Genomic DNA, 21,542 nt, shown 5'->3' with positions numbered 1-21,542 from the left:
TGTCGCGGGTCAGCCGATGTGTCGTCGAGGAAGAGGCGGGCAGCGCGATGACCATGTCCCGGCACGGGGGCCGCCCCTGCCGGACGGCCGCACCGCCGGCCGGGCGCCGCGCTCGGGGATACGGCGCCCGGCCTGCCGACGGGAGGAACCCGTCGCGGCTACGGCGAGCGTCCCGCCACGGCCCCCGGAGCGAGGGCGCGGCGCGCCCAAGGGGCCGTGCGTATCGTCCGGGTGGACCATGGAGAGACCGGGCGCGGCCCGAGACGGGCCGCGCCCGGCAGTCCTGCGGTTCGGCTACGCCCCGCTCGATCCACTCCACCTGGCCGACAGCGACGGCATCGTGTTCGTCAGGGACGTCCCACAGGGCTAGGTTCCCTCCGGAGATTCACGTGACGGGAGCGCGCGCTCGCGTCCCGGATCCCTGTCCGGAGCGAAACGGAAAAGTTCTGCGTGTTGGTGGTGAGGGCGCTCCACCGAAGCGCGGCGGTCGACGACGACCGCCGTGAGTTCGCCCTCCTGGGAAAACGCGAGAACAGCGGGCTGGTTCTCGCGCGCCCCGTTGTCACGGGCGTCCGGTCCCGCGCGGTCCTGGAACTGCGGCAGAACCACGCCCGTGCGCGGTTCACGGCGCTGGTGGGCGGCGAGTTCGCGCCGGGAGAGGGTGACCGGCTGGATTGGCGCGTCAGGTTCTGGGAGACGGTCCGGCCCGCGCCCCGGCAAGGGCTGTTGCGCGGTGCTCTGCTGCCGGGCCTGCCCGAAAGGCTGGATCATGCCGTGACGGACGGCCTGCGGACGTACCTCGACAGTGGGGCGCTGCCGGCCGGCCGGCTGGTGATCGACCGAGCGGGCTACGGGCACGAGTCCTCCCCGGTGCTGTTCCCGACGGCCGCCGAGCTCCTGCTCCACATCCTGCCGGCGGGCGCCTTCGGATCGCCCACCGAGCCGATCCTCAGGTCCTGGGTGACCACCGTCCGGCTTCCGTTGGCACTGCCCGAGATCGATCACGACCCGGCGGGCAGACCCTAGCGGCACCATCGGCACCATCAGCACTCCGGCCGGCCGGGGCGCCTGGCAAACACGGGACATGCCCGGCCGCCGACGGCGCGGATCATCGCCCGGGCGCCCGGTCGTGGTGATCCGCGGCTGACGGGTACCGGTCGGCGGGGTGTCCCGGCAATGCGGTGATGTCCCGTCATGCCCGGAGGAGCCGTGGGGCTTTTCGGGCATGTCTGGGGGCATGAGGAATCTCGCGGGTTCCGGCGGAGTGTCACGGCGCAGGCTGTTCGGGGCCGTCGCCGCCCTCACGCCCGTCGCCGCCGTTCCGGCCGTCTTCCTGCCCGGTACGGCCAACGCGGCGCCCGAGCCGTACGAGGGCCTGGGGGCGGAGGCCGTCGACGCGTTCCGCAGCGCCTGGGACGCGTACCGGCGGCTGGCCTGGGGCCGCGACGAGCTGCGGCCGCTCAGCGGCTCCGGTGCCGACTTCTTCGCCCCCGGTCACACGTTCGGCCTGACGATCGTCGAGGCGCTCGACACGCTGTACCTGATGGAGCTGGACGAGGAGCTGGTCGCGGCCGTCCAGTGGGTGAGGAACGAGCTCGACCTCGACCAGGATGTGTCCGTCCAGGTCTTCGAATCGGTCATCCGGCTCGTCGGCGGGCTGCTGTCGGGGTACCTGGCGACCAGGGTCCCCGCGCTGCTGGACCTGGCCCGAGACCTCACGGACCGGTTGATGCCCGCCTTCGCGAAATCGCCCACGGGCGCCCCGTACCGCTACGTCAACCTCTCCACGGGCGCGGTCAGCGGCCGGGAGAACTACGTCGCCGAGGTCGGCAGCTGCCTCACCGAGTTCGGCGAGCTGTCCCGGCTCACCGGCGACCGCTCCTACTACGACGCGGCCAAGCGGGCGCTGCGCGCCGTCTACGAACGCCGCTCCCGGCTCGACCTGCTCGGCACCACCATGAACGTGGAGACCGGCGCGTGGACCGGCACCACCGCCACCCTCGATCCGCCCGTCGACTCCTTCTTCGAGTCCCTGTGGCACGGCTGGGCGCTGTACGGGGACGAGGAGCTGCACACCTGGTACACCACGCTCACCGCCGGGATCCTCACCCACCTCGCCGACCGGGGCACCGGGCGGCTGTGGTTCCGGCAGGCGGAGATGAGCACGGGCCACGCCACCGGTCACGTGCAGTCCGAGCTGACCGCCTTCTACGCCGGACTGCTGGCGCAGAGCGGACACGTCGCCGACGGCGAGAGCTACCTCGACAGCTGGACGGCCGTGCTCGAGTCCTTCCGCCTGCCGCCGGACCTCATCGACTACGACGCCATGCGCGCGGTCCAGCCGTCCTATCCGCTGCGCCCGGAGTACGCCAACTCCTGCCTGCTCCTGTGGCTCACCACGGGCAAGGAGATCTACCGCGAACAAGCCCGCGTGATGTTCGACCGGCAGAGGCGCTACTGCACGGTCCCCAACGGCTTCACGGTCGTCCGGGATGTGACGGCGTTCCCCATGAAGCTGGGGGACCTCACCCCGGCGTACTGGTTCAGCGAGAACGCCAAGTACTACTTCCTGATGTTCGCCAACGCGCGCCGCTTCGACTACGGCGCCGGCTACCTCACGACGGAGGGCAACGTCCTGCGCGGGCTGCTGGAACCCGGCGCCGTACCGGGCGGCGGTCCTGTCGGGAAGTGACGGGCCGCCGGGCCGCCGGGGTGCCGGCACAGGGGCATAGGGGGCGGGTGTGCGGCAGGCGTGTCACATCTCCACGGCGCCCCTGGTCTGTCCTCCGGGGACGATTGCGCGCGGGTCCGTTCCCCGGTGTCGCGGGCCGGGGGAGGCGCACGTTCCTCGAGCCCCGCACGACGCCACCGGCCCCGAGCCGGCACTGCCTCCACAGGCGCGGAAACCGGCAGGAACGAGAGAACCGAGGTCAGCACCATGGCAAGTGAGAATGTCGCGCACCCGAGCCTGATCGTCCCCGTCGGCCATGTCGAGCCGGTGCCGCGCAGGATCCGGGGCGTGGTGGGAAACCGCGTCGTGTTCGACACGCGACGCGCGCTGTACGTGTGGGAGTGGCGCGCCTACCCGCAGTTCAGCATCCCGGTCGAGGACCTGGTCGACGGTGTGCTCGTCGACGAGCGGCACACGGAGCATCGCGGTGCCGGGTCCGCACGCCGGCACGCTCTGCGGGTCGGCTCGGCGGTCCGCGAGGGCGCCGCATGGGTCTGGGACGAGGACAGCCCCAAGCCGCTCCACGACACCGTCCGTTTCGAATGGGAGGCGCTGGACTCCTGGTTCGAGGAGGACGAGCCGGTGTTCGTGCACCCCAGGAGTCCCTATTCGCGAGTGGACGCTCTGCGTTCGTCCAGCAGCGTCCGCGTGGAACTGGACGGTGTCGTGCTGGCGGAGGCACCCAACTGCGTGAAGTTGTTCGAAACCGGACTGCCGACCCGCTACTACCTCGAGCGCATGTACGTCGACTGGTCCCGGCTGCGGCAGTCGGACACGGTGTCGCGATGCCCCTACAAGGGCACCACGAGCGGCTACTGGTCCTTCGGCAGCGACACCGCGTCCCACGAGGACATCGCCTGGGCGTACGACTTCCCGACCATCCAGGCCAACCGCATCGCGGGCCTGGTCGCGTTCTACAACGAGTACGTCGACCTGTACGTCGACGGCGTTCCGCTGCCGAAGCCCGACGACCCCACCCGCTGAGCTTCCCGGCGGCATGGCGGGCCCCTGGCGGCCGGGCCTGCCGGGTGCCGGCGACCGGATCGCGCCCGCTGCCGGACGCCGTTGAAGCGGTGCCGCCTGCGGCCCCGCAGCATGACCACGCTGCTGGAGATGTGCAGATGATGCGGTGGTTCGAGATGTGTCCTGCGACGAATCGCTACAGTGGGTGGTCAGCTGTCGGGGCGGGCTGCCGGATGCGGGATCCGGCGAGGTCGAGGAGTTTTTGGTCATGGGGGAGCCCGGGTTCAGGGAGCGCTGGCTGGAGACCGGCTCGGGGCCCGGTGCCGTCGTCCGGGCCCGGGTGACGCAGGTGAACCAGGCCGTGCAGACGGCGTACCGCGCCTGGCTGGACCACTCCACCTCATGCTCCACATGCCAGGACGGGTCCGCCCGTGAATGCACGGTCGCGCAGCCGCTGTGGGACGCGTACCAAGCGGCCCAGCAGTCCGCCCTCTGACCCCTTGCCGGGCGGAACCGGCCCTCGCCGCCCGCGTGTGCTCGAGGCGCGCGCCGCGCCGGTTAACGTTGCGGTTTCCCCTCCGACAGGATGAGCCCATGACCGAGATCCAGACCCCCCGCCTGATCCTGCGCCGCTGGCAGGACGACGACCTGGTGCCCATGGCCGAGATCAACGGCGACCCGCGGGTGATGCGCTGGGTCGGCGACGGCTCCGTGCGCGACCTGGAGCAAACGGCGGAGGCCATCGAGCGCTGGGAGGAGGAGTGGGACGAGGAGGGCTTCGGGCTCTTCGCCGTCGAGTTGCTGGCCTCGGGCGAACTGGCCGGTTTCACCGGCCTTTCCCTCCCGGAGTTCCTTCCCGAGGTGATGCCCGAGGTGTCCGTCTGCTGGCGGCTGGGACAGCAGTTCTGGGGCCAGGGCTACGGATCGGAGGCAGCCCACGCCGCGATGGAGTTCGCGCTCCAGGACCGCGGCCTGGAACGCCTGGTGGCCATCGCCCGGATCGGCGACACCGCCTCGGCGAACGTGATCCGCAAGCTCGGCATGGTGCCACAGCGGGACACCACACACCCCGAGTACGGCTTCCCGCTGCGTGTTCACGCCATCGACCTCACCGAGTTCGAGGCCTGACCGGGCGCGACCGCCCCGCGAGCGCCCCACGAGCGGCTCCATGCGGACCACGGGCCGGGCCGCGCGATGGCCGGCCCGTCCGCGGTGGCAGATGTCGGGCGCCAGCGTCGACGGACAGTGCGGCGCGCGCGGGGACGGCCACTCCTCGGGGCCCGCTCCGAGGCCGTCGCCGGGGACAACGTGGTGCCGGGCAGTCGGACCGGTCGGCCGCGCCGACGGCGGAGCGCGTCCCTGCGGGTGTGCGGAGCGCTCGGGTCCGCCAGGGTGCCGTCCGGTAGGGTGTCAATAAGGCGTCAAGAAAAGGCGCCGGGTGTGCCGGGAAGTCTGGTCGGCGTTGTCAGGGGCTTTGTGCCCGTTGTCGTCAACGCCCCGGAGGATCCGCCCTTATGGCCACCGGCCCCCGATCCCGTCCCCTGTTCCTCGGCGTGCTCCCCTGGCCGGAGCGACGGGCCGTCGCCCACGCCCTGCGGACGGAGACCGTCGGCGGCCTGGTTCTGCTGGCCGCCGCGGTGGTGGCCCTGGCGTGGGCGAACAGTCCGTTCAGCGGCGCTTACGAGGCGATACGCGACTTCCACTTCGGCATCCCCGCCCTGGGCCTGGACCTGTCGGTGGGGCACTGGTCGGCGGACGGACTGCTGGCGGTGTTCTTCCTGGTGGCCGGGATCGAGCTGAAACGCGAGCTCGTGGTCGGCGAGCTGCGCACCCCGGCGACCGCCGCGCTGCCGGTCGTCGCGGCTGTGTGCGGCATGGTGGTGCCCGCGGGGCTGTACGCCGCGGTCTCGGCGTTCGGGGGCGGCGGCCTGAGTGGCTGGGCGGTGCCGATGGCCACCGACATCGCCTTCGCGCTGGCGGTCCTGGCCGTCATCTCCACCCACCTGCCCGCGGCCTTGAGAGCCTTCCTGCTCACCCTGGCCGTGGTGGACGACCTGGGCGCGATCCTGGTCATCGCGGTGTTCTTCACCTCCGACCTCAACGTCTGGGCGCTGCTGGGTGCGGTGGCCGGCCTCGCGGTCTTCTACGTGTTGCAGCGGCTGCGGATCACCGGCTGGTGGTGGTACGTGCCGCTCGGCGTGGTGATCTGGGGGCTGATGTACAACGGCGGCGTGCACGCCACCGTGGCAGGCGTCGCCATGGGCCTGATCCTGCGGACGACCCGCGACGACGACGAGGTGACCTCGCCCGCCGAGCGCACGGGGTTCCTGCTGCACCCGTTGTCCGCAGGCGTCGCCGTCCCGCTGTTCGCCCTGTTCGCGGCCGGGGTCACCGTCTCCGCCGGATCCCTGGGGCAGGTGTTCACCAGCCCGGAGCCGCTCGGCGTGGTCGTGGGTCTGGTGCTCGGCAAGATCCTCGGGATCTTCGCGGGGACCTACCTCGCCGCCCGCTTCACCCGTGCCCGGCTGAATCCGGACCTCGCCTGGGCCGACGTGTTCGGCCTCGCCACCCTGGGCGGCATCGGCTTCACCGTCGCCCTGCTGATCGGTGAGCTCGCCTTCCCCTCGACCGCGCAAGGTGAGCACGTCAAGGCAGCGGTCCTGGTGGCCTCGGTGATGTCGGCCTGCCTGGCCTCGCTGCTCCTGCACCGCCGCAACCGCCTCTACCGGCGGCTGTGTGCGGAGGAGGACGTCGATGCGGACGGCGACGGCATCCCCGACATCTACCAGCGCGGTGACGCGGCCCGTACCGCATCGGGTCAGGCGGACTGAACACCTCGCGGGTGGATGTACGCCGCCCGCGCTGCCCGTACTCCGTAGCGCGGGCGCGGACGCCCGGTGGAGCTCAATCCGTCGCACGGACCAGAAGCAGGGCCATGTCGTCCGTGCCGGGTGTGGTGCGCGTGGCGTGCTCGACGAGGGTGTCCGCGAGGCTCTGGGTGGTTTGGTCGCCGGTGCGCGCGAGGTGGTCGGCGAGGTCGGTGATGGCATCGTCGATGTCGGTCCCCGGGGTTTCGACGAGTCCGTCGGTGTACAGGGCGAGGACGGTGCCGGGGGAGAGGGGGATGCCTGCGGTGGTGTAGTCGGCGTCGGGCTCGATGCCCAGGAGGAGGCCGGGGGACAGCCGCAGAATCTCGGTGTGTCCGTCCGGGTGGCGGATCAGGGGCGGCAGGTGTCCGGCGGTGGACAGGTGTGCGCGGTGCTGGTGAAGGTCGAGGTGGACGTACAGGCAGCTGGTGAACAGGCCCGGGTCGAGATCGGCGATGAGGCGGTTGGCACACAGCAGGACTTCATCCGGTCGTGGGCCGGCGATGGCATGCGAGTGGATGGCGGCGCGGATCTGGCCCATGAGGGCGGCGGCGCTGACGTTGTGGCCCTGGACGTCGCCGATGACGGCAGCCGCCCCCTTGGAGTCGCAGCGGATGAGGTCGTAGAAGTCGCCGCCGACTTCCATGCCGCGGCCGGCCTGCCGGTAACGGGCGGCGACCTCCAGCCCGGGGACGCTGGGCAACTCGCGGGGGAGCAGGCAGTTCTGGAGGCTGTGGGCGAGCTGGTGTTGGGTGTCGTAGAGCCGGGCGCGGTCCAGGGCCTGGCCGATGAGGCCGGCCAGGGCGGCGAGGGCGGCCCGTTCGGCCTGGGGGAAGGGCCGGGGCTGGTCGTAGGACAGCACGAGGGTCCCGACAGGGCGTCCGCTGGTGATCAGCGGCAGGAAGGCCCAGGCGTCGCGGGAGCCGTAACGGGCGGCATCGGGATAGGCGCGCTGGAAGTCGGCGAAGCTGACGAAGAAGCTGGGCACACCGCCGGCCAGAGCCTGCGCGGGCGGGGTGAGGGAGGCGAGGGTGGCACCGTCGTACCGGTCGATGAACTCAGAGGTGTAGCCGCGATGGCCGATGATGCGGAGTCGACCTTCCTCGATCATCATCAGGACCAGCCCTCGCGCGCCGAATCCCGGCACCAGCTGGTCGGCGACCAGTTCCACCACATCCCGGGTGCCGGCCGCCTGTGTGAGTGTCGCCGCCAGGTGCATCAGCTGGTAGTGCCCCGCGATGGCGGCAGGCTCCGCCAAGGGCCGGCCGGCGGGGCCGGTGATGTTCGCCGGTCCGGCCCGAGCGGGGGTGATGTGGACGCTGATCCCGCAGGCGTCCGGATAGAGCCGGAAGGACAGCCGGTGATCGGGCGGGCGCAGCGCGGTGAACGTGGTGGGCTCGCGGCTGAGCACCGCGGCGCGATAGCGGTCCTCGAAAGGCTGCTGGTGCAGCCAGGGCAGCGATTCCCAGGGCCGGGTGCCCATCAGGCCGGTGGCGCCGGTGCCGAGGAGTCCGGCCGCGGCGGTGTTGACGAAGGTGACCCGGCCGTCCAGGTCCAGCGCGCAGCAGCCGATCGGCAGGCGCTCGGAGAATTCCACCGCTGCCAGCGCCTCCCCCCATCGCGGGGCTCCGGTGCGCATCGGCGCCAGGACCTGGGGATCGTCACGGGGCAGGAGGGGTTCGCCGCGGTCGGCGGCCTGCTGCAGCAGTTGGCCCGCGTGGTGGCAGAAGGCGCTGATCACCTCCCGCTCACGCGGATCGAGCTGGGACGCATGCCATTGCGGCCACAGCAGCGCACTCCCGCCCCAGGCGCTGGTGCCGTGGATGATCGGCACGGCCGCCAGCATGAAGTCGTAGGGCACCACCAGCCCGACGTTGGGGTAACGGCAGGCCATCTCCTGCCGGCTGGCCAGCCACACCAGGCGCCTCTCGCGGATGGCGTCCGTCACCGGTGAGGGCAGATCGGTGGCGACACGCGTCCACGGGGCGGCGATCCGGCGGGAGGCGCCGGTGATCATGGCCAGTTGCTGTACCTGCCCACCCGGAACCGACAGATACAACAACCCGGCCGACCCTCCGGTGTCGTGCACCATGCGGCCGAAGGAGTCCTCGAGGTCAGCCCAGCACTCGTCGGCGAAAGCGGTGGCCATCCGCATGGCACACACTTCCCTCCGGGGGTCCGGGAGTGGGTCGGCCGCGCCTGGAGCGAGCACGGGCCGCGTCGCCGGGTGCGCCGGTCGCACCGGTCCGGGCAAGGCTCCCGCGAGCCGCCCGGCGTACGAGGCCCGTCCATGGCTCGGCCACCGGTACGACGACCGGAACGGGCATCGCCAGGGGCGCCGCACCACACGGCGCACATGGCCCGTACATGGAGCAGATGCCCGTTCTTCGCAAAGGAATGCAATCCGGCAGGCAGCCGATGGCCGGCCGGCGGCCGATCGGAGATCCCTGTCAGGGAACCGGGAGCAGCGCGCGGTCGGTCGTGCAGACGGAGTACGTGCGATGGCACGCCTGCGGGTGATCCCCGAGGGTGGCACTGACTGAGCCCACGTGGTGGTGATGCCGGTCCGGTTCCGAGGGAGAACACGATGTCCGCCGATTCCGCAGTGAAGGGCTCCGAGCCGGCGATCGTCGCCGCCCACCAGGCCGCACGAAGTCTGCTGCCGTTCGAGGACGACCGCGACCTGGACGACGTCGGCCGTGGTTTCCTCGGCACCAGCGACCAGCGGGATATCACGGACAGTGACGGGCATGTGGTGTGGTCCCTGGACGCCTACGGCTTCCTCGACGCGGACTGCCCGGACACCGTGCATCCGAGCCTGTGGCGGCAGAGCGCTCTTGCCGCCCGGCACGGTCTGTTCGAGGTGGCCGAGGGCATCTACCAGGTACGCGGCTTCGACCTGTCCAACATGACGGTCGTCGAGGGCGAGCGGGGTGTCCTCGTCATCGACCCCCTCCTGTGCGTCGAGACGGCGGCAGCGGCTCTGGCCCTGTACCGGCGCCACCGCGGCGACCGCCCCGTCACAGGCGTGCTCTACACCCACAGCCACGTCGACCACTTCGGCGGCGTCAAGGGCGTCGTGAATGCCGAGGAGGTCGGCCCCGACGTGCCTGTCATCGCCCCCGAGGGCTTCCTTGCCCATGCCGTCAGCGAGAACGTCTACGCGGGCACGGCGATGGCACGCCGCGCCGCGTACATGTACGGCGCAGCGCTGCCCAAGGGGGCACACGGTCAGGTCGGGGCGGGTCTGGGGCAGACGACCTCCACGGGCGCGGCCAGTCTCCTCCCGCCCACCGTCGAGATCACCGCCACCGGCCGGACACTCACCGTCGACGGCATCCGGATGGCCTTCCAGCTCACCCCCGAGACCGAGGCGCCCGCCGAGCTGAACATCCACTTCCCCGGCCACGCCGCCCTGTGCATCGCCGAGAACGCCACCCACAACCTCCACAACCTGCTCACCCTGCGTGGCGCCGAGGTCCGGGACCCGCGTGTCTGGGCCCAGTACCTCACCCAGACCGTCCAGCTCTTCGGCGCCTCCACCGACGTCGTGTTCGCCTCGCACCACTGGCCGACCTGGGGCCGCGAACGGGTGCTGACCTTCCTGAGCGAACAGCGCGACCTGTACGCATACCTCCACGACCAGACCCTGCGCATGATCAACCAAGGGCTGACCCCGTTGGAGATCGCCGAACGGATGCAGCTGCCGCCGGCCCTGGAACGCGTCTGGCACACCCACGGCTACTACGGATCCGTCAGCCACAACGTCAAGGCGATCTACCAGCGATACCTGGGCTGGTTCGACGGCAACCCCGCTCACCTGTGGGAGCACCCGCCCACCGAGGCGGCCGCGCGTTACGTGGACTTCATGGGAGGCGCCGAAGAGGTCCTGCGCCGGGCCCACGGGTCCTACGCGGACGGCGACTTCCGCTGGGTGGCCCAGGTCGTCAACCATGTGCTGTTCGCCGACCCCGGCAACACCGAGGCGCGCGAGCTGCAAGCGGACGCCCTCACCCAGCTCGGCTACGGCAGCGAGAACGGCACATGGCGCAACTTCTACCTCACCGGCGCCCTCGAACTGCGACACGGCTCGGTCGGCACACCGACCGTCACCGCATCGCCCGACGTGGTCTCCGCGCTCTCCCTCGACCAGCTCTTCGACTCCCTCGCCATCCGCGTCGACGGCCCGGCCGGCTGGAACACGGACATCACGATCCGCTGGAACGTCCCCGGCATGGAGCCCATCACCTGGCGCCTGCACAACGGCGTCCTGACCCACGTGTTCGGCGAGGGCCCCGCAGCTGTGGACCCCGACCTGGAGATCTCCCTCCCCGAGGCCGACCTGCGGGCCGTCCTCCTCGGGACCACGCCGGCGACCCACCTGGCCGACCGCGCCGGCATCCAGGTCTCGGGCGATGCCGACAAGCTCGCCGAGCTCTTCGCCCACCTCGGCGAGCCCGACCCGAACTTCGCGATCGTCACGCCGTAGACGCGTGTGAGCGGCGCCCGCCGTTGCATGCCCGGCGCTCACCGAGGGCTCCTTCCGCTGCCGACCGGCAGGAACGGCCGCAGCCGTTCCCAGGCCGCGTCCTTCGGATCGCCCCGCCCCGGGTCCACGTCAACGACCCGAGCGACGAGTAGTCACATGATCGCCTGGACAGGCCCCCCAGGTCCTCGTGGCACCAGGCTCTCGGGCCGACAGCCGCGGGGGCGCCGGAACGCGGTGATCGTGGTCGGGCCACCGCCTGGAGAACCCGATGGCTCAGCATCAGCCGTCCGACGCTCATGGATGGCGTGGCGGGAGTGTCACACTCTCGCCACCTACGTTGTCTGCACGGTGTGATCTTGTCGGCGATGGTGCTGACGGGGGATCAAGTGGGGTGCCCGAGGTCCGACATTCGCGTGCGTCGCCCGACGCTCGAATGATGCCTGAAAGGACGGTGATTGAGATGCGCAAGGCAAAGGAATGCCCCTTTTGGGGGTGGTTCGGTGGATTACGCAGAGCGTGATCGCTGACGCATGGGGTGCGACAGCGATATTTGTTCACCGATTCGCAAGACAATCAGAGTACCGCCCCCGAACTGACGTCGCTTGTGGCGTGTTCGGGTCATGCGTGGCCACCGTGGTCGGTGGCCCGAAGGAGACGACGTAGTGAAGAGCGAGCTGTTCGTGCTGCCCGCTGTGTTGTGCCTCGCGATTCCCGCGCTTTCGGGATGCGGCGGCGTGGACGGATCCGCCGGTGGCGAGGATGGTGTCATCGTCATCGGCACAACCGACCGCTTCGCGGTCTCCAAAGACTTTTCGTCACCGGTGGACCCGGCGACCGGCTATGACGGCGCGAGCTGGACCATCTTCAACAACACCTTCCAGATGTTGCTCAGTTACTCGCGCGGCTCCACTCGGCCGCAGCCCGACGCGGCCAAGACCTGCGGGTTCTCCGACGCCAAGTCCCGTGTCTACCGCTGCACCCTGCGCGACGGTCTGACCTTTTCCAATGGGGACGCACTCACTGCCCGGGACGTGAAGTTCTCGGTCGACCGCCTTCTGAAGATCAAGAGCGACTTCGGCCCGCACAGCCTTCTGGCGAACGTCGACATCGTCGAGACACCGGACGACAAGACTGTCGTCTTCCATCTCAAGGGCTCGGACGCCACGTTCCCCTTCAAGCTCGCCACCCCGGCCGCGGCGATCGTCGACAGCAAGGTCTACGAGCCCTCGAAGCCGCACGACGGCTTCGATATCGTGGGGTCCGGTCCCTACAAGCTTGATTCCTGGACCAAGGAAAAGGCGGTATTCAGCGCCAATACGGGATACAAGGGAACCTTCAAGCGGAACAACGACAAGGTCGAACTGCGCTTCTTCGCCGACGCCGAGAAGCTGAAGCAGGCACTCGCGGACGGTGACGTGGACGTTGTCACCCGCACCCTCACCCCCGAGCAGATCACCGAGATCCGAAAGGGTTCGGTGCCCGGAGTCGAGCTGACCGGCACCATCGGCGCGGCGACTCGTTATCTGTTCTTCAATGTCGAGGACCCGTCGGTGAAGTCGCCCGCGGTCCGCGAGGCCATCGCCCGCGTCGTCGACCGCGGCGCCCTCATCCGTGACGTGCTGAGCCGCACCGCTGATCCGCTGTTCGGTGTCGTCGGTACCGGGATCCCCGGCCACAGCAACGCCTACTTCAACCGTTACAACAACGACGACCACGAGAAGGCAGCCCGGACACTGGCCGACGCGGGCATTCGGACGCCGGTCAAGCTCTCCTTCACCTACCCCACCGACAGGCCGTCCTCCCCGAACAAGGCGGAGGCGGAACACCTGGCCAAGCAGCTCAACGACAGCGGACTGTTCGACGTGGATCTGCACGGCGTGCCGTGGGACACGTTCCAGCCCGGCGTCGCCTCCGGCAAATGGGCGATGTACTCGCTCGGCTGGCTGCCCGACTTCCCCGACGCCGACAACTACATCGCTCCGTTCTTCGCCGAGGGTTTCCTCGATCTCAACTACAAGGACGACCAGATCAAGCCGCGGTTGCTGCCGAGGACCCGTGAGTCGGCCGACCGTCGAGCGGCGGAGAAGACCTTCCTTCGCATGCAGGAGATCCTCGCCGAGGATCTGCCGGTGATCCCCCTGTACCAGGAGAAGCAGTACGTGGCCGCCCGTGAGGGGGTCACCGGAACGGAGTGGGCGCTGAACTTCTCGTCCTCGACCCTGTTCTGGGAGCTCGCGCGAGGCGCGTCCAGGTGACGAGCGGCCACACCTGAACGTCGGGACGGGGGGAGTCCTGACGATGGTGCGTACCTCACTCGCTTCCATCGGGATGGAGGTCGCACTCAGCGCGGCGGAATGGCTTGACTCCTCCGCGCCCACTCAACGGCAGTCCGCGGCGGTGGGGCCGGGCCTGATGCAGGCCCGGCCCCACGGGCCGATACGCCGGTGGGCCGCATCACCGGTGGCGGCTGCCGCGGTACCGCCCGAGGCCCCCACCGAGGTGACGATCCCCGGCCTTACTGGTCCGCGAGGAGCGTCACCGCGGAGTCCGCCGCACCTTGCTCACTGGTCGCGCGGCCTGCGAAGCGAATCCTGCTCCAGGCCCACCAGTAGTACATCGCGCAGATACAGACCGCCCTTGACCCGCCGGTCAGCACGCGCCGACGGCGCGAACACCTCCCCGGTGAACTCCTCCAACCGACCACGACACGCTGCTGTTTCCTCCGGCCTCATGCCCGCAGCGAACCACCAACCCCGCAACTCAGCGAAGCCGAGCCTCCCCAGCCCGTCACCGAAGCGCCTCCGCTTCGCGTCAGGCGTGCAGCCAGGGCAGATACCCCACCGGAAGCGCGAAGCTCATGACGACTCCTGTTGTCGCGGCCACGACTGCGGCGGTGTGGACCAGCCAGTGTCCGTAGTCCCCGAAGAGGAGACACCGGACCAGGCCTCCAAGTCCGCCCAAGGCGGCGATGATGCCGAGTTCCACGGCCAGTCCGATGTTGACGATCTGCACTCCGCCCAGGACGCCGAGGCCCACGGCCAAGGAGGTGCCTCCGGCTCCATCATGCATGCTTTCCTCCCTTCACCTGGAGGGCGTTCGGGCGCGGGTGGGCCCGACGTCCCATCACGGCAGCGCCTGTGCCGAGGACCCGCTGATGCGAGCCCGGCCCTGCCCGGGTAGGTGCGAGCGTCTGCCGGGCCCGCGGGCGCGATCAAGCCGGTCCCTCGGTGTTTCCGTCCGCCTCCCCGCCCCGTCCGCCTGCCCATCTCTCGAAGACATCGCGATGCTGTCACGGGGTGCATCGCCGGGTCACTGCCGGATTTCGGCAGTCTTCACGCGTTCATTTCGGCCGGCCGATGGGGCCCCCGTCTGGACAGGGGCCGCCGGGGCCGGCCCGGCAGCCGGGTATCCGTCGCGACGGTCGGCGATCGCGGTTCGGCCAGGCATCAATCCCGGGAAGAACGGCAGTTCGTCCGGGCGGAGCACCGGCGGGTGCGGGTCGGGAAGGCGAGGGGCGGGAGGGCGCGGGGCGTGTTCACGGACGGGGCTTGTGCCCGGGTGGGGACGGCTCCGCTTCGTCCCGGATCGCGTGCCGGATCCGGCGGAGTTTGACGGCGAAGAGCACGGCCGATCCGCCGAAGAGCAGCGCGGTGATGGCCAGGTACCGGCCGAGATAGACCGCGTCGGTGAGTCCTGTGGCACCCGCGTAGGGGCGCGAAAGGCGGAGGATGAGGGGGAACCAGACCAGGAGCAGCACGCCGGACAGGAAGGCGGGCACGCGCAGGTAGTTGATCCATGCCGGCGTCGGCATCACGCGGGCGCGGTGGCGCAGGACATGGCGAGCCGAGAGGTCGGCCAGCGAGTACAGCGGCAGCAGGATGAGGTCGTGCAGGACCGCCGCCCCCACGAGCCAGACCGCCACCGCGATGGGCTGATCGGCGAACAGCCGCACACAGGCGTAGGCGGCGACGGCCGAGGAGCAGACGAGGGCGAGCAGATGCAGGGGACTCGCGCCGTACCAGCGCAGGCGGCGGGTCACGGTCAGGTCCTGAACGTGAGCCGGTGGACCCACTTGGTGTTGTTGACGCCGGGATTCGCCGGCACGATGACGCGGGCCGGAAACCCGTGGTCCATGGACAGGTCCGCTCCGTTGACCCGCAGGGCGAGGAGTGCCCGTGGGTCGTGGATCTGGTTGCCGCGGAGCAGGACGGAGCGGTAGGGGCCGGAGGGCTGGACGGATTCGACCAGGACGCTTCCCGCCGTGCGCAGACCGCTCAGGGCGGCGAGGTCGGCGAGTCGCAGTCCCTCCCACTGCTGGTCCGCGGTCGACCAGCCTTCCACGCAGGCGATCGGCAGGGCGGCGGCATGATGTGGCATCGCCGTCAACTGTTCGCGGGTGAGGACCAGGGGCGGTCCGCCGCCGTGGATCTCCAGTCGCCAGGAGGGCCCGACGAGCGCCGCGGTGACGCCGACGGACGCGGCCGTCTTGTTGATCTGGAAGCCGCTCGGGCCGCTGCCCGGATCGCGATCGTGCGGGGCGAGCAGCGCGGTACCGCGCCACCGTCCGCCGATGCTCTGGCCCGCGGTGACCACGAGCAGGAGCAGCGATCCGGCGCCGACCATGCCCACGGCGCCCCGCCGGCTCATGGTGGCGGCCGCCGGAGCGACCGGCACCAGGCCGTCGGGGTCCGGAGGTTCGGGACGCGTGCCCGATACGCCGGTGCGCAGTTCCCGGAACGGATCCCGGCTGCCCAGGGCCCGCGTCATCCGGCCGAGTCTGAGGATCACATGGACGGCGAACGCGGCGATGAACACCCAGGCGCCGTAGAAGTGCAGAGCGTAGAAGGAGCCGGGGAAGACGTAGAAGAGCTGGACGTTGAAGATCCCGGTCACGAACTCGAAGACGACCCCGCCCACCAGCAGGACGAGCGACAGGCGCTCGAGCGCCTGAGCGGTCGATCGCAGCGGCGGCCACGCGAACAGTTTCGGGATGACCGACCAGAGTTTGGCCAGCACCACCGGCACCAGGACCACTCCGAGCGTCACGTGGACGCCCTGGGTCAGCCGGTAGAGCCAGTGGGGGCGGGTGGGCCAGTCGAAGAGATAGAACCCCAGCAGCCCCTTGCCCGGAGTCTGATCGTTGAGCGGGCCCAGGTCCGGGTTGTACGCCGCGTACGACAGGGCGCCCGTCACGAACAGCACGGGGATGCCGAGGAGCAGTACGAGTCCGAACACCGACGTCAGCCAGGGTCCCCGGATCGGGCTGCGCCAGAACTCGGGCCTGAAGGGCCCCGGCGGTGCGGGGGCTGCCCGGACCCGCCGGGTCGCCCTGCTCACGCGCGCGGCCGCGCCGTCGGCGATCTCCCTGAGGCTGCGCCGCGAGGGCTCCTCGCTCTCGCCCGCGCCATGGGCGGGACCGGGATCCGGGCGCTGTCCGCTGTCGCTCAAGACTGACTCTCCGCCACCAGGCCGCTTCCGGGACAGGATCGGGCCGCGGCGGTCCGGCTGGTTCGTGCGGGGCCCGAGGACAGCAGCCTGGTGTCAGGGCGCCGCGGGTGCCGTGAGACATACCGGGGCGTCCGTTCACAGAGCACCCGAACGGATGCGGGGGAGCTTCCTTGCGGAGGGCGGTCCGGGGCAGGTGTTCACGGTCGACGGCGGTCCGGAGGAGGGGACCGCCGCGGGAACCGGGCTCCGCGCGGTGCGGCGGGCCGGGGCCCGGGGCTGCGACGGCAGGTCGCCGCGGGCCCGTGAACGTCCTGGTTCCGTAAGGGGTTCGGGTGTTCCGCGACGGCCTTGCGACGGCTGTGATGGAAGGCATGAGATCGCGCTTGTTTCCGCCGGCGTTCAAGGGCAGGCTGCATGATGCCCGCACGGCGACCTCGATCGGACGGTGGCTCGGACTCGCCTTCGTGGTGTGCTTCGTCACCGGCCTGATCAGCCATGTGCTGCAGCATCCGCCTGGGTGGGCGGTCGGTGCTCTGCCGAGCCGCCCGGTGTGGGGTTACCGGCTGACGCAGGGGCTGCACGTCGCCTCGGGTGTCGCGGCGGTGCCGCTGCTGCTGGCGAAGTTGTGGACGGTGTATCCGCGGTTGTTCGCCTGGCCGCCGGTACGGTCGGTGCGGCACGCACTGGAGCGGTTGTCGGTGGCCGTGCTGGTGGCGGCGGCCGTCCTCGAAGTCGTCACCGGCCTGCTGAACACCGCGCAGTGGTATCCGTGGCCGTTCTCCTTCGTACCGGTGCACTTCGCGGTGGCCTGGCTGGTCGCCGGCTCGATCCTGCTGCACCTTGCCGTCAAGGCCCCGGCGATCCGGGCCCACTGGAGTCGGCGGTCGCCGGGAACCCTGGCCCTGCCCGAGGAGGACGGGCCCGACCGGCGTTCGCTGCTCGCCGCGGTGGCGGCGGCGGTCGGTGCCGTCACCGTGACCACGGTGGGCCAGTCCTTCACCCCGCTGAAGGGCCTCGTCCTGCTGGCGCCACGCCATCCGGACCACGGCCCGAACGGCCTGCCCGTCAACCGCACCGCCACCGAGGCCGGGGTCGGGCCGATCGCGGCCGATCGCTACCGTCTGACGGTCGCCGGGCCGCGGTCCCGCACGCTGACCCTGGACGAGCTCCGCGGCCTGCCCCAGTACGAGGCGGAGTTGCCGATCGCCTGTGTGGAGGGCTGGAGCAAGACGGCCCACTGGACGGGGGTACGGGTGAGGGACCTCCTGGACCTCGCCGGAGCCCCGACCGACGCCCGGGTACGGGTGGTGTCCCTGCAGACGCGCGGCGGCTACCGGGTGTCCGAGATGGGGCACGAGTACGCCCGCGACCCGCTCACCCTGCTCGCCCTGCGCCTCAACGGCGAGGAGCTCACGCCCGACCACGGCTACCCCGTGCGTCTCATCGCCCCGAACCGTCCCGGTGTGCTGCAGACCAAGTGGGTCGGCCGGCTGGAGGTACTGGCGTGAGGGTGAGCGTGGCGCGGCGGCTCACGGGCGCGGTGGGCCTGGTGCTGGCGGGAGTGGGTGTCCGGCTGCTGCTGGGAGCGGGTGACCTGGCGGGTGTCCTGCTCTGGCTCGGCGGCGCGGTGGTGCTGCACGATGCGCTGATCGCGCCGCTGGTGCTGCTCATCGGGTCGCTGCTGGTTCGCGGGAGCGTGCGCGGGGCCGTCCGCGGGGCGTTGCTGGTCGGAGGCGCTGTGACGGCGGTGGCGCTGCCGGTGATGCTGCGTCCGGGGAAGCCGGCCAACCCTTCGGTTCTGCCGCTGGACTACCCGCGCAACTGGCTGATCGCGCTGGTGGCGGTGGCGGTGCTCACGGCCGCCGTGGCGGCCGCGCGGGGCATCCGCCGCAGGCGTCGGCGGTGACGTTCGCCGGTCCGTCCGCATCGGGGCAGGCCCTGTCGCTCGCGGCCCAGGGCCTTACGAACCGCTGACGTGTCGGCGTCGTACGGTCGCCGGCCGGGCCGGCCGCCGTACGGTCGTGGCATGTTGATCCTGGTCACCGGAGGTGCGGGCTTCATCGGCTCGCACGTCGTCACCGCGCTCACCGGCGCCGGGCACGAGGTGCGCGTGCTCGACGCGCTGCTGCCCGCCGCGCACCGTACGCCCCCGCCGGTCCCCGACGGCGTGGACTGGAGGCACGCGGACGTCCGCGACGCGGCGGCGGTGTCGCAGGCCCTGCGGGGCGTGGACGCCGTCTGCCATCAGGCCGCGATGGTGGGCCTCGGCAAGGACTTCGGCGACGCGCCCGCCTACGTGGGCTGCAACGATCTCGGCACCGCGGTGCTCCTGGCCGGTATGGCCGAGGCGGGAGTGGGGTCTTTGCTGCTGGCGAGTTCGATGGTGGTCTACGGCGAGGGGCGCTACGAGTGCCCGTCGCACGGTCTCGTCGGGCCGGGTCCTCGCAAGGTGGCCGACCTGCGGGCTGGGCGCTTCGAACCGCCGTGCCCGACGTGCGACGCGCCGCTGGAGTCCGGCCTGGTGGCCGAGGACGCCCCGCTCGACCCCCGCAACGTCTACGCCGCCACCAAGCTGGCGCAGGAGCACCTCGCCTCCGCGTGGGCGCGCGCGGTGGGCGGGCGGGTGATCGCGCTGCGGTACCACAACGTGTACGGGCCCGGGATGCCGCGTGACACCCCGTACGCCGGCGTCGCCTCGCTGTTCCGGTCCGCGCTGGAGCGCGGTCAGGCGCCACGCGTGTTCGAGGACGGTGGCCAGCGGCGTGACTTCGTCCACGTACGGGACGTGGCCGGGGCCAACCTCGCGGCCCTGGACGGTCTGCCCGGCGTGCCGGAGGGGACCGCGAGGGCGTACAACGTCGGCAGCGGGGAGCCGCACACGGTGGGGGAGATGGCCGCCGCCCTGGCCGGGGCGCACGGCACGCGGGCGCCGGTGGTCACGGGGGAGTACCGGCTCGGCGACGTCCGCCACATCACCGCCTCTTCGCGCAGGCTGCGCGAGGAACTGGGCTGGAAGCCGCGGGTCGTGTTCGCGGAGGGAATGGCGGAGTTCGCGACGGCTCCGCTGCGAAACGACTGACCCGAGGACCGGCCGGGCCGGACCCGCTTCCCCGACGGGGCGGGTCCGGCCGGTATTCGGGCGGGTCCGGTACCCCTCGGGCCCGTCAGGCGGCGGCGGGCAGGCGGACCTCGAAGCGGCAACCGCCGGGGACGTTGCGTACCGCCGTCCGGCCCTTGTGGGCCTCCACGATCCCTCGCACGATCGCCAGGCCCAGACCCGCTCCGGCGGGCGGGGTGCGTGCGTCGGTACCGCGCCAGCCGGTGTCGAAGACACGGGGCAGGTCCTCCGCCGGGATGCCGCCGCAGCCGTCGGTCACCGATACGACGACGCTGTTCGCCTCCCGGCGGGCGGAGACCGCGATCGTGCCGTCGGCCGGAGTCCGGTGGATCGCGTTGACGAGCAGATTGGCCAGCACCCGGGACATCTCGCGGCCGTCGACCTCGACCGGGACCGGCTCGACCCCGTCGCCGACGATCCGCACGCCGTGCTCCTCGGCCAGGGCGGCGGCGCCCGTGAGCGCGTCGCCGACGAGGTCGTAGACCGACATGCGGGTGGTGTTCAGGGTGAGGACGCCGGCCTGGATGCGGGAGAGTTCGAAGAGGTCGCCGACCATGCCGGTCATGCGTTCGACTTCCGTGCGGATGCGGGCGTGGTAGACGCTCGGGTCGTCGACCATGCCGTCCTCCAGGGCCTCGGTCATGGCCTGGAGTCCGGCGAGTGGGGTGCGCAGATCATGGGAGATCCAGGCGACCAGCTCGCGCCGGGATTCCTCCAGAGCCCTCTCCCGCTCCCTGGACGCGGCGAGCTTCGCGCTGGTGGCGGCCAGTTCACGGCCGAGTTCGGCGAGTTCGGCGGTGGGCGCGGCGGCGGGCGGGACGAAACGGCCGCCGTCGCCGAGGGCACGGGTGGCCTCGGCCAGCGCCCGGCTGCCCTGGACGACGCCGCGGCCGAGCGTGAGCGCCACCCCGAGTGAGACGACGGCCGCGATGGAGCAGACCATCGTCACGACCCACAGGTCGTGATCCGACAGGAACATGGCCCAGGACACCAGCATGGTCCCGCCGAGCATCGCCGCGACCGTGACGGCGGCGACCACCGCCAGGGACAGTGCGACCGAGCGGTTGCGCAGCAGCCGCAGCACGCCGGTGCCGAGCAGCCCGGCGACGGCGGCGCCGATGGCCGCGTAGGCCACGATGAGGAGGGTGTCATGCACCATCGGGGGCTCCCTCGTCCGTGGTCGGGGAATCGAACCGGTAGCCCACGCCCCAGACGGTGCTGATCAGGCGGGGATGTGCCGGGTCGTCCTCGATCTTCTCGCGCAGCCGCCGGACGTGGACGGTGACGGTCGACAGGTCGCCGAACTCCCAGCCCCACACCCGGCGCATCAGCTCCTCCCGGCTCGCGGCCCGCCCGGGATTGCGCAGGAAGAACTCCAGCAGGTCGAACTCGCGGATCGTCAGGGAGAGTTCGGTGCCGTCGCGGGCGACACGGCGGGCGCCGGGGTCCAGGACGAGCGGGCCGGCACGCAGCCCGGATCCGGCCGCGGCGGTCCGGGCGGCCTGATCTCCCGTACGGCGCAGCACCGATTCCACCCTGAGCACGAGTTCGCGGGGGCTGAAGGGCTTGGTGACGTAGTCGTCGGCGCCGACCTCGAGGCCGAGGACGCGGTCCTCCTCGTCGCCGCGCGCCGTCAGCATGATCACGGGGATCGGTCCGTTGCCGCGGATGCGGCGGCAGACCTCGAGGCCGTCCATGCCGGGCAGCATCAGGTCCAGGACGACCAGGTCGGGGGCCCGGACGGCGGCCAGGGCGACGGCGGTGGGACCGTCGGAGGCCACGCCGACGTCGAAGCCCGCCCGGTTCAGGTAGCCGACGACGACCTCGGTGACGGTGGCGTCGTCGTCCACGACGAGTACGTGTCTCACGCCGTCGAGTCTGGCACCCGGCCTTCGGCCGACGGTGGGAGCGGGGGCGGACGTCAGC

The 21,542-nt window shown here is 71.2% G+C and carries 18 protein-coding genes; 11 read left to right on the top strand and 7 right to left on the bottom strand.

Translation table 11 applies throughout. From position 1 onward, the window contains the following. Positions 1–450 precede the first annotated feature (450 nt). The 6 genes from AB0F62_RS04215 to nhaA all read left to right on the top strand — a co-directional run bounded on the left by AB0F62_RS04215 (position 451) and on the right by nhaA (position 6,525). Positions 451–1,026: a hypothetical protein gene (locus tag AB0F62_RS04215; protein WP_361791938.1), complete on the top strand. Its 576-nt coding sequence runs from the start codon at positions 451–453 to the stop codon at positions 1,024–1,026. Positions 1,027–1,237: 211 nt separating this feature from the next. Then, positions 1,238–2,692 (top strand): glycoside hydrolase family 47 protein, encoded by a 1,455-nt coding sequence (locus AB0F62_RS04210; RefSeq protein WP_361791936.1) that lies wholly within the window; start codon positions 1,238–1,240, stop codon positions 2,690–2,692. Positions 2,693–2,938: 246 nt separating this feature from the next. Continuing rightward, positions 2,939–3,715: a DUF427 domain-containing protein gene (locus AB0F62_RS04205; protein ID WP_361791934.1), complete on the top strand. Its 777-nt coding sequence runs from the start codon at positions 2,939–2,941 to the stop codon at positions 3,713–3,715. Between the two features lie 247 nt (positions 3,716–3,962). Then, the gene (locus AB0F62_RS04200) at positions 3,963–4,190 is read left to right on the top strand and encodes a hypothetical protein (protein WP_361791932.1); all 228 of its coding nucleotides are present in this window, start codon (positions 3,963–3,965) and stop codon (positions 4,188–4,190) included. Positions 4,191–4,288: 98 nt separating this feature from the next. Beyond that, positions 4,289–4,822 (top strand): GNAT family N-acetyltransferase, encoded by a 534-nt coding sequence (locus tag AB0F62_RS04195; RefSeq protein WP_361791930.1) that lies wholly within the window; start codon positions 4,289–4,291, stop codon positions 4,820–4,822. 386 nt (positions 4,823–5,208) lie between these two features. Further along, the gene (gene nhaA, locus AB0F62_RS04190; RefSeq protein ID WP_361791928.1) at positions 5,209–6,525 is read left to right on the top strand and encodes a Na+/H+ antiporter NhaA; all 1,317 of its coding nucleotides are present in this window, start codon (positions 5,209–5,211) and stop codon (positions 6,523–6,525) included. A gap of 73 nt (positions 6,526–6,598) precedes the next feature. On the opposite strand, the gene AB0F62_RS04185 is transcribed toward nhaA, so the two are convergent. Beyond that, positions 6,599–8,716 (bottom strand): SpoIIE family protein phosphatase, encoded by a 2,118-nt coding sequence (locus tag AB0F62_RS04185; protein WP_361791926.1) that lies wholly within the window; start codon positions 8,714–8,716, stop codon positions 6,599–6,601. Positions 8,717–9,148: 432 nt separating this feature from the next. Here AB0F62_RS04185 and AB0F62_RS04180 point away from each other — a divergent pair, with 432 nt between their 5' ends. Together AB0F62_RS04180 and AB0F62_RS04175 are read left to right on the top strand one after the other, a co-directional pair. Further along, positions 9,149–11,050, top strand: coding sequence for an alkyl sulfatase dimerization domain-containing protein (locus tag AB0F62_RS04180; protein WP_361791924.1), 1,902 nt, complete (start codon positions 9,149–9,151; stop codon positions 11,048–11,050). A 662-nt stretch (positions 11,051–11,712) separates the two neighbouring features. Next, positions 11,713–13,305 carry an ABC transporter substrate-binding protein gene (locus AB0F62_RS04175; RefSeq protein WP_361791922.1) on the top strand — a complete coding sequence of 531 codons (1,593 nt, stop codon included), beginning with the start codon at positions 11,713–11,715 and terminating at the stop codon, positions 13,303–13,305. Between the two features lie 306 nt (positions 13,306–13,611). On the opposite strand, the gene AB0F62_RS04170 is transcribed toward AB0F62_RS04175, so the two are convergent. The 4 genes from AB0F62_RS04170 to AB0F62_RS04155 form a co-directional block, all read right to left on the bottom strand. Further along, positions 13,612–13,746 (bottom strand): hypothetical protein, encoded by a 135-nt coding sequence (locus AB0F62_RS04170; protein WP_361791920.1) that lies wholly within the window; start codon positions 13,744–13,746, stop codon positions 13,612–13,614. 115 nt (positions 13,747–13,861) lie between these two features. Next, on the bottom strand, positions 13,862–14,119 hold the full coding sequence (locus AB0F62_RS04165) for a hypothetical protein (protein WP_361791918.1): 258 nt from the start codon (positions 14,117–14,119) through the stop codon (positions 13,862–13,864). Between the two features lie 466 nt (positions 14,120–14,585). Then, positions 14,586–15,095, bottom strand: coding sequence for a hypothetical protein (locus tag AB0F62_RS04160; protein ID WP_361792039.1), 510 nt, complete (start codon positions 15,093–15,095; stop codon positions 14,586–14,588). Further along, the gene (locus AB0F62_RS04155; RefSeq protein WP_361792037.1) at positions 15,092–16,387 is read right to left on the bottom strand and encodes a molybdopterin-dependent oxidoreductase; all 1,296 of its coding nucleotides are present in this window, start codon (positions 16,385–16,387) and stop codon (positions 15,092–15,094) included. The genes AB0F62_RS04160 and AB0F62_RS04155 overlap by 4 nt, the downstream gene beginning before the upstream one ends. A gap of 473 nt (positions 16,388–16,860) precedes the next feature. Between AB0F62_RS04155 and AB0F62_RS04150 the strand changes: the two genes are divergently transcribed. The 3 genes from AB0F62_RS04150 to AB0F62_RS04140 all read left to right on the top strand — a co-directional run bounded on the left by AB0F62_RS04150 (position 16,861) and on the right by AB0F62_RS04140 (position 19,577). Further along, positions 16,861–18,006 carry a molybdopterin-dependent oxidoreductase gene (locus tag AB0F62_RS04150; RefSeq protein ID WP_361791916.1) on the top strand — a complete coding sequence of 382 codons (1,146 nt, stop codon included), beginning with the start codon at positions 16,861–16,863 and terminating at the stop codon, positions 18,004–18,006. Further along, a complete protein-coding gene (locus AB0F62_RS04145; protein ID WP_361791914.1) occupies positions 18,003–18,404 on the top strand; it encodes a hypothetical protein in 402 nt (133 codons plus the stop codon). Before AB0F62_RS04150 ends, AB0F62_RS04145 begins: the two co-directional genes overlap by 4 nt. Before the next feature lie 120 nt (positions 18,405–18,524). Next, positions 18,525–19,577 carry an NAD-dependent epimerase/dehydratase family protein gene (locus AB0F62_RS04140; RefSeq protein WP_361791912.1) on the top strand — a complete coding sequence of 351 codons (1,053 nt, stop codon included), beginning with the start codon at positions 18,525–18,527 and terminating at the stop codon, positions 19,575–19,577. An 85-nt stretch (positions 19,578–19,662) separates the two neighbouring features. Here AB0F62_RS04140 and AB0F62_RS04135 read toward each other — a convergent pair whose 3' ends face one another. Both AB0F62_RS04135 and AB0F62_RS04130 read right to left on the bottom strand, forming a co-directional pair. Next, positions 19,663–20,775, bottom strand: a complete 1,113-nt coding sequence (locus AB0F62_RS04135) for a HAMP domain-containing sensor histidine kinase (protein ID WP_361791910.1) — start codon at positions 20,773–20,775, stop codon at positions 19,663–19,665. After that, the gene (locus AB0F62_RS04130; RefSeq protein WP_361791908.1) at positions 20,765–21,484 is read right to left on the bottom strand and encodes a response regulator transcription factor; all 720 of its coding nucleotides are present in this window, start codon (positions 21,482–21,484) and stop codon (positions 20,765–20,767) included. The genes AB0F62_RS04135 and AB0F62_RS04130 overlap by 11 nt, the downstream gene beginning before the upstream one ends. Positions 21,485–21,542 lie beyond the last annotated feature (58 nt).

The sequence above is a fragment of the Streptomyces sp. NPDC026673 genome, assembly GCF_040638135.1.
Lineage (GTDB): Bacteria > Actinomycetota > Actinomycetes > Streptomycetales > Streptomycetaceae > Actinacidiphila.
Note: the sequence above shows the minus strand (reverse complement) of the source record. Positions and strands in the feature narration are given on the sequence as shown.

What these genes read in the sequence shown, in the direction of transcription:
- AB0F62_RS04210 (WP_361791936.1), top strand. Translation starts at nt 1,238, where the DNA reads ATGAGGAATCTCGCGGGTTCCGGCGGAGTGTCACGGCGCAGGCTGTTC.
- AB0F62_RS04205 (WP_361791934.1), top strand. Translation starts at nt 2,939, where the DNA reads ATGGCAAGTGAGAATGTCGCGCACCCGAGCCTGATCGTCCCCGTCGGC.
- AB0F62_RS04200 (WP_361791932.1), top strand. Translation starts at nt 3,963, where the DNA reads ATGGGGGAGCCCGGGTTCAGGGAGCGCTGGCTGGAGACCGGCTCGGGG.
- AB0F62_RS04195 (WP_361791930.1), top strand. Translation starts at nt 4,289, where the DNA reads ATGACCGAGATCCAGACCCCCCGCCTGATCCTGCGCCGCTGGCAGGAC.
- nhaA (WP_361791928.1), top strand. Translation starts at nt 5,209, where the DNA reads ATGGCCACCGGCCCCCGATCCCGTCCCCTGTTCCTCGGCGTGCTCCCC.
- AB0F62_RS04185 (WP_361791926.1), bottom strand. Translation starts at nt 8,716, where the DNA reads ATGCGGATGGCCACCGCTTTCGCCGACGAGTGCTGGGCTGACCTCGAG.
- AB0F62_RS04180 (WP_361791924.1), top strand. Translation starts at nt 9,149, where the DNA reads ATGTCCGCCGATTCCGCAGTGAAGGGCTCCGAGCCGGCGATCGTCGCC.
- AB0F62_RS04165 (WP_361791918.1), bottom strand. Translation starts at nt 14,119, where the DNA reads ATGCATGATGGAGCCGGAGGCACCTCCTTGGCCGTGGGCCTCGGCGTC.
- AB0F62_RS04150 (WP_361791916.1), top strand. Translation starts at nt 16,861, where the DNA reads ATGGAAGGCATGAGATCGCGCTTGTTTCCGCCGGCGTTCAAGGGCAGG.
- AB0F62_RS04140 (WP_361791912.1), top strand. Translation starts at nt 18,525, where the DNA reads ATGTTGATCCTGGTCACCGGAGGTGCGGGCTTCATCGGCTCGCACGTC.
- AB0F62_RS04135 (WP_361791910.1), bottom strand. Translation starts at nt 20,775, where the DNA reads ATGGTGCATGACACCCTCCTCATCGTGGCCTACGCGGCCATCGGCGCC.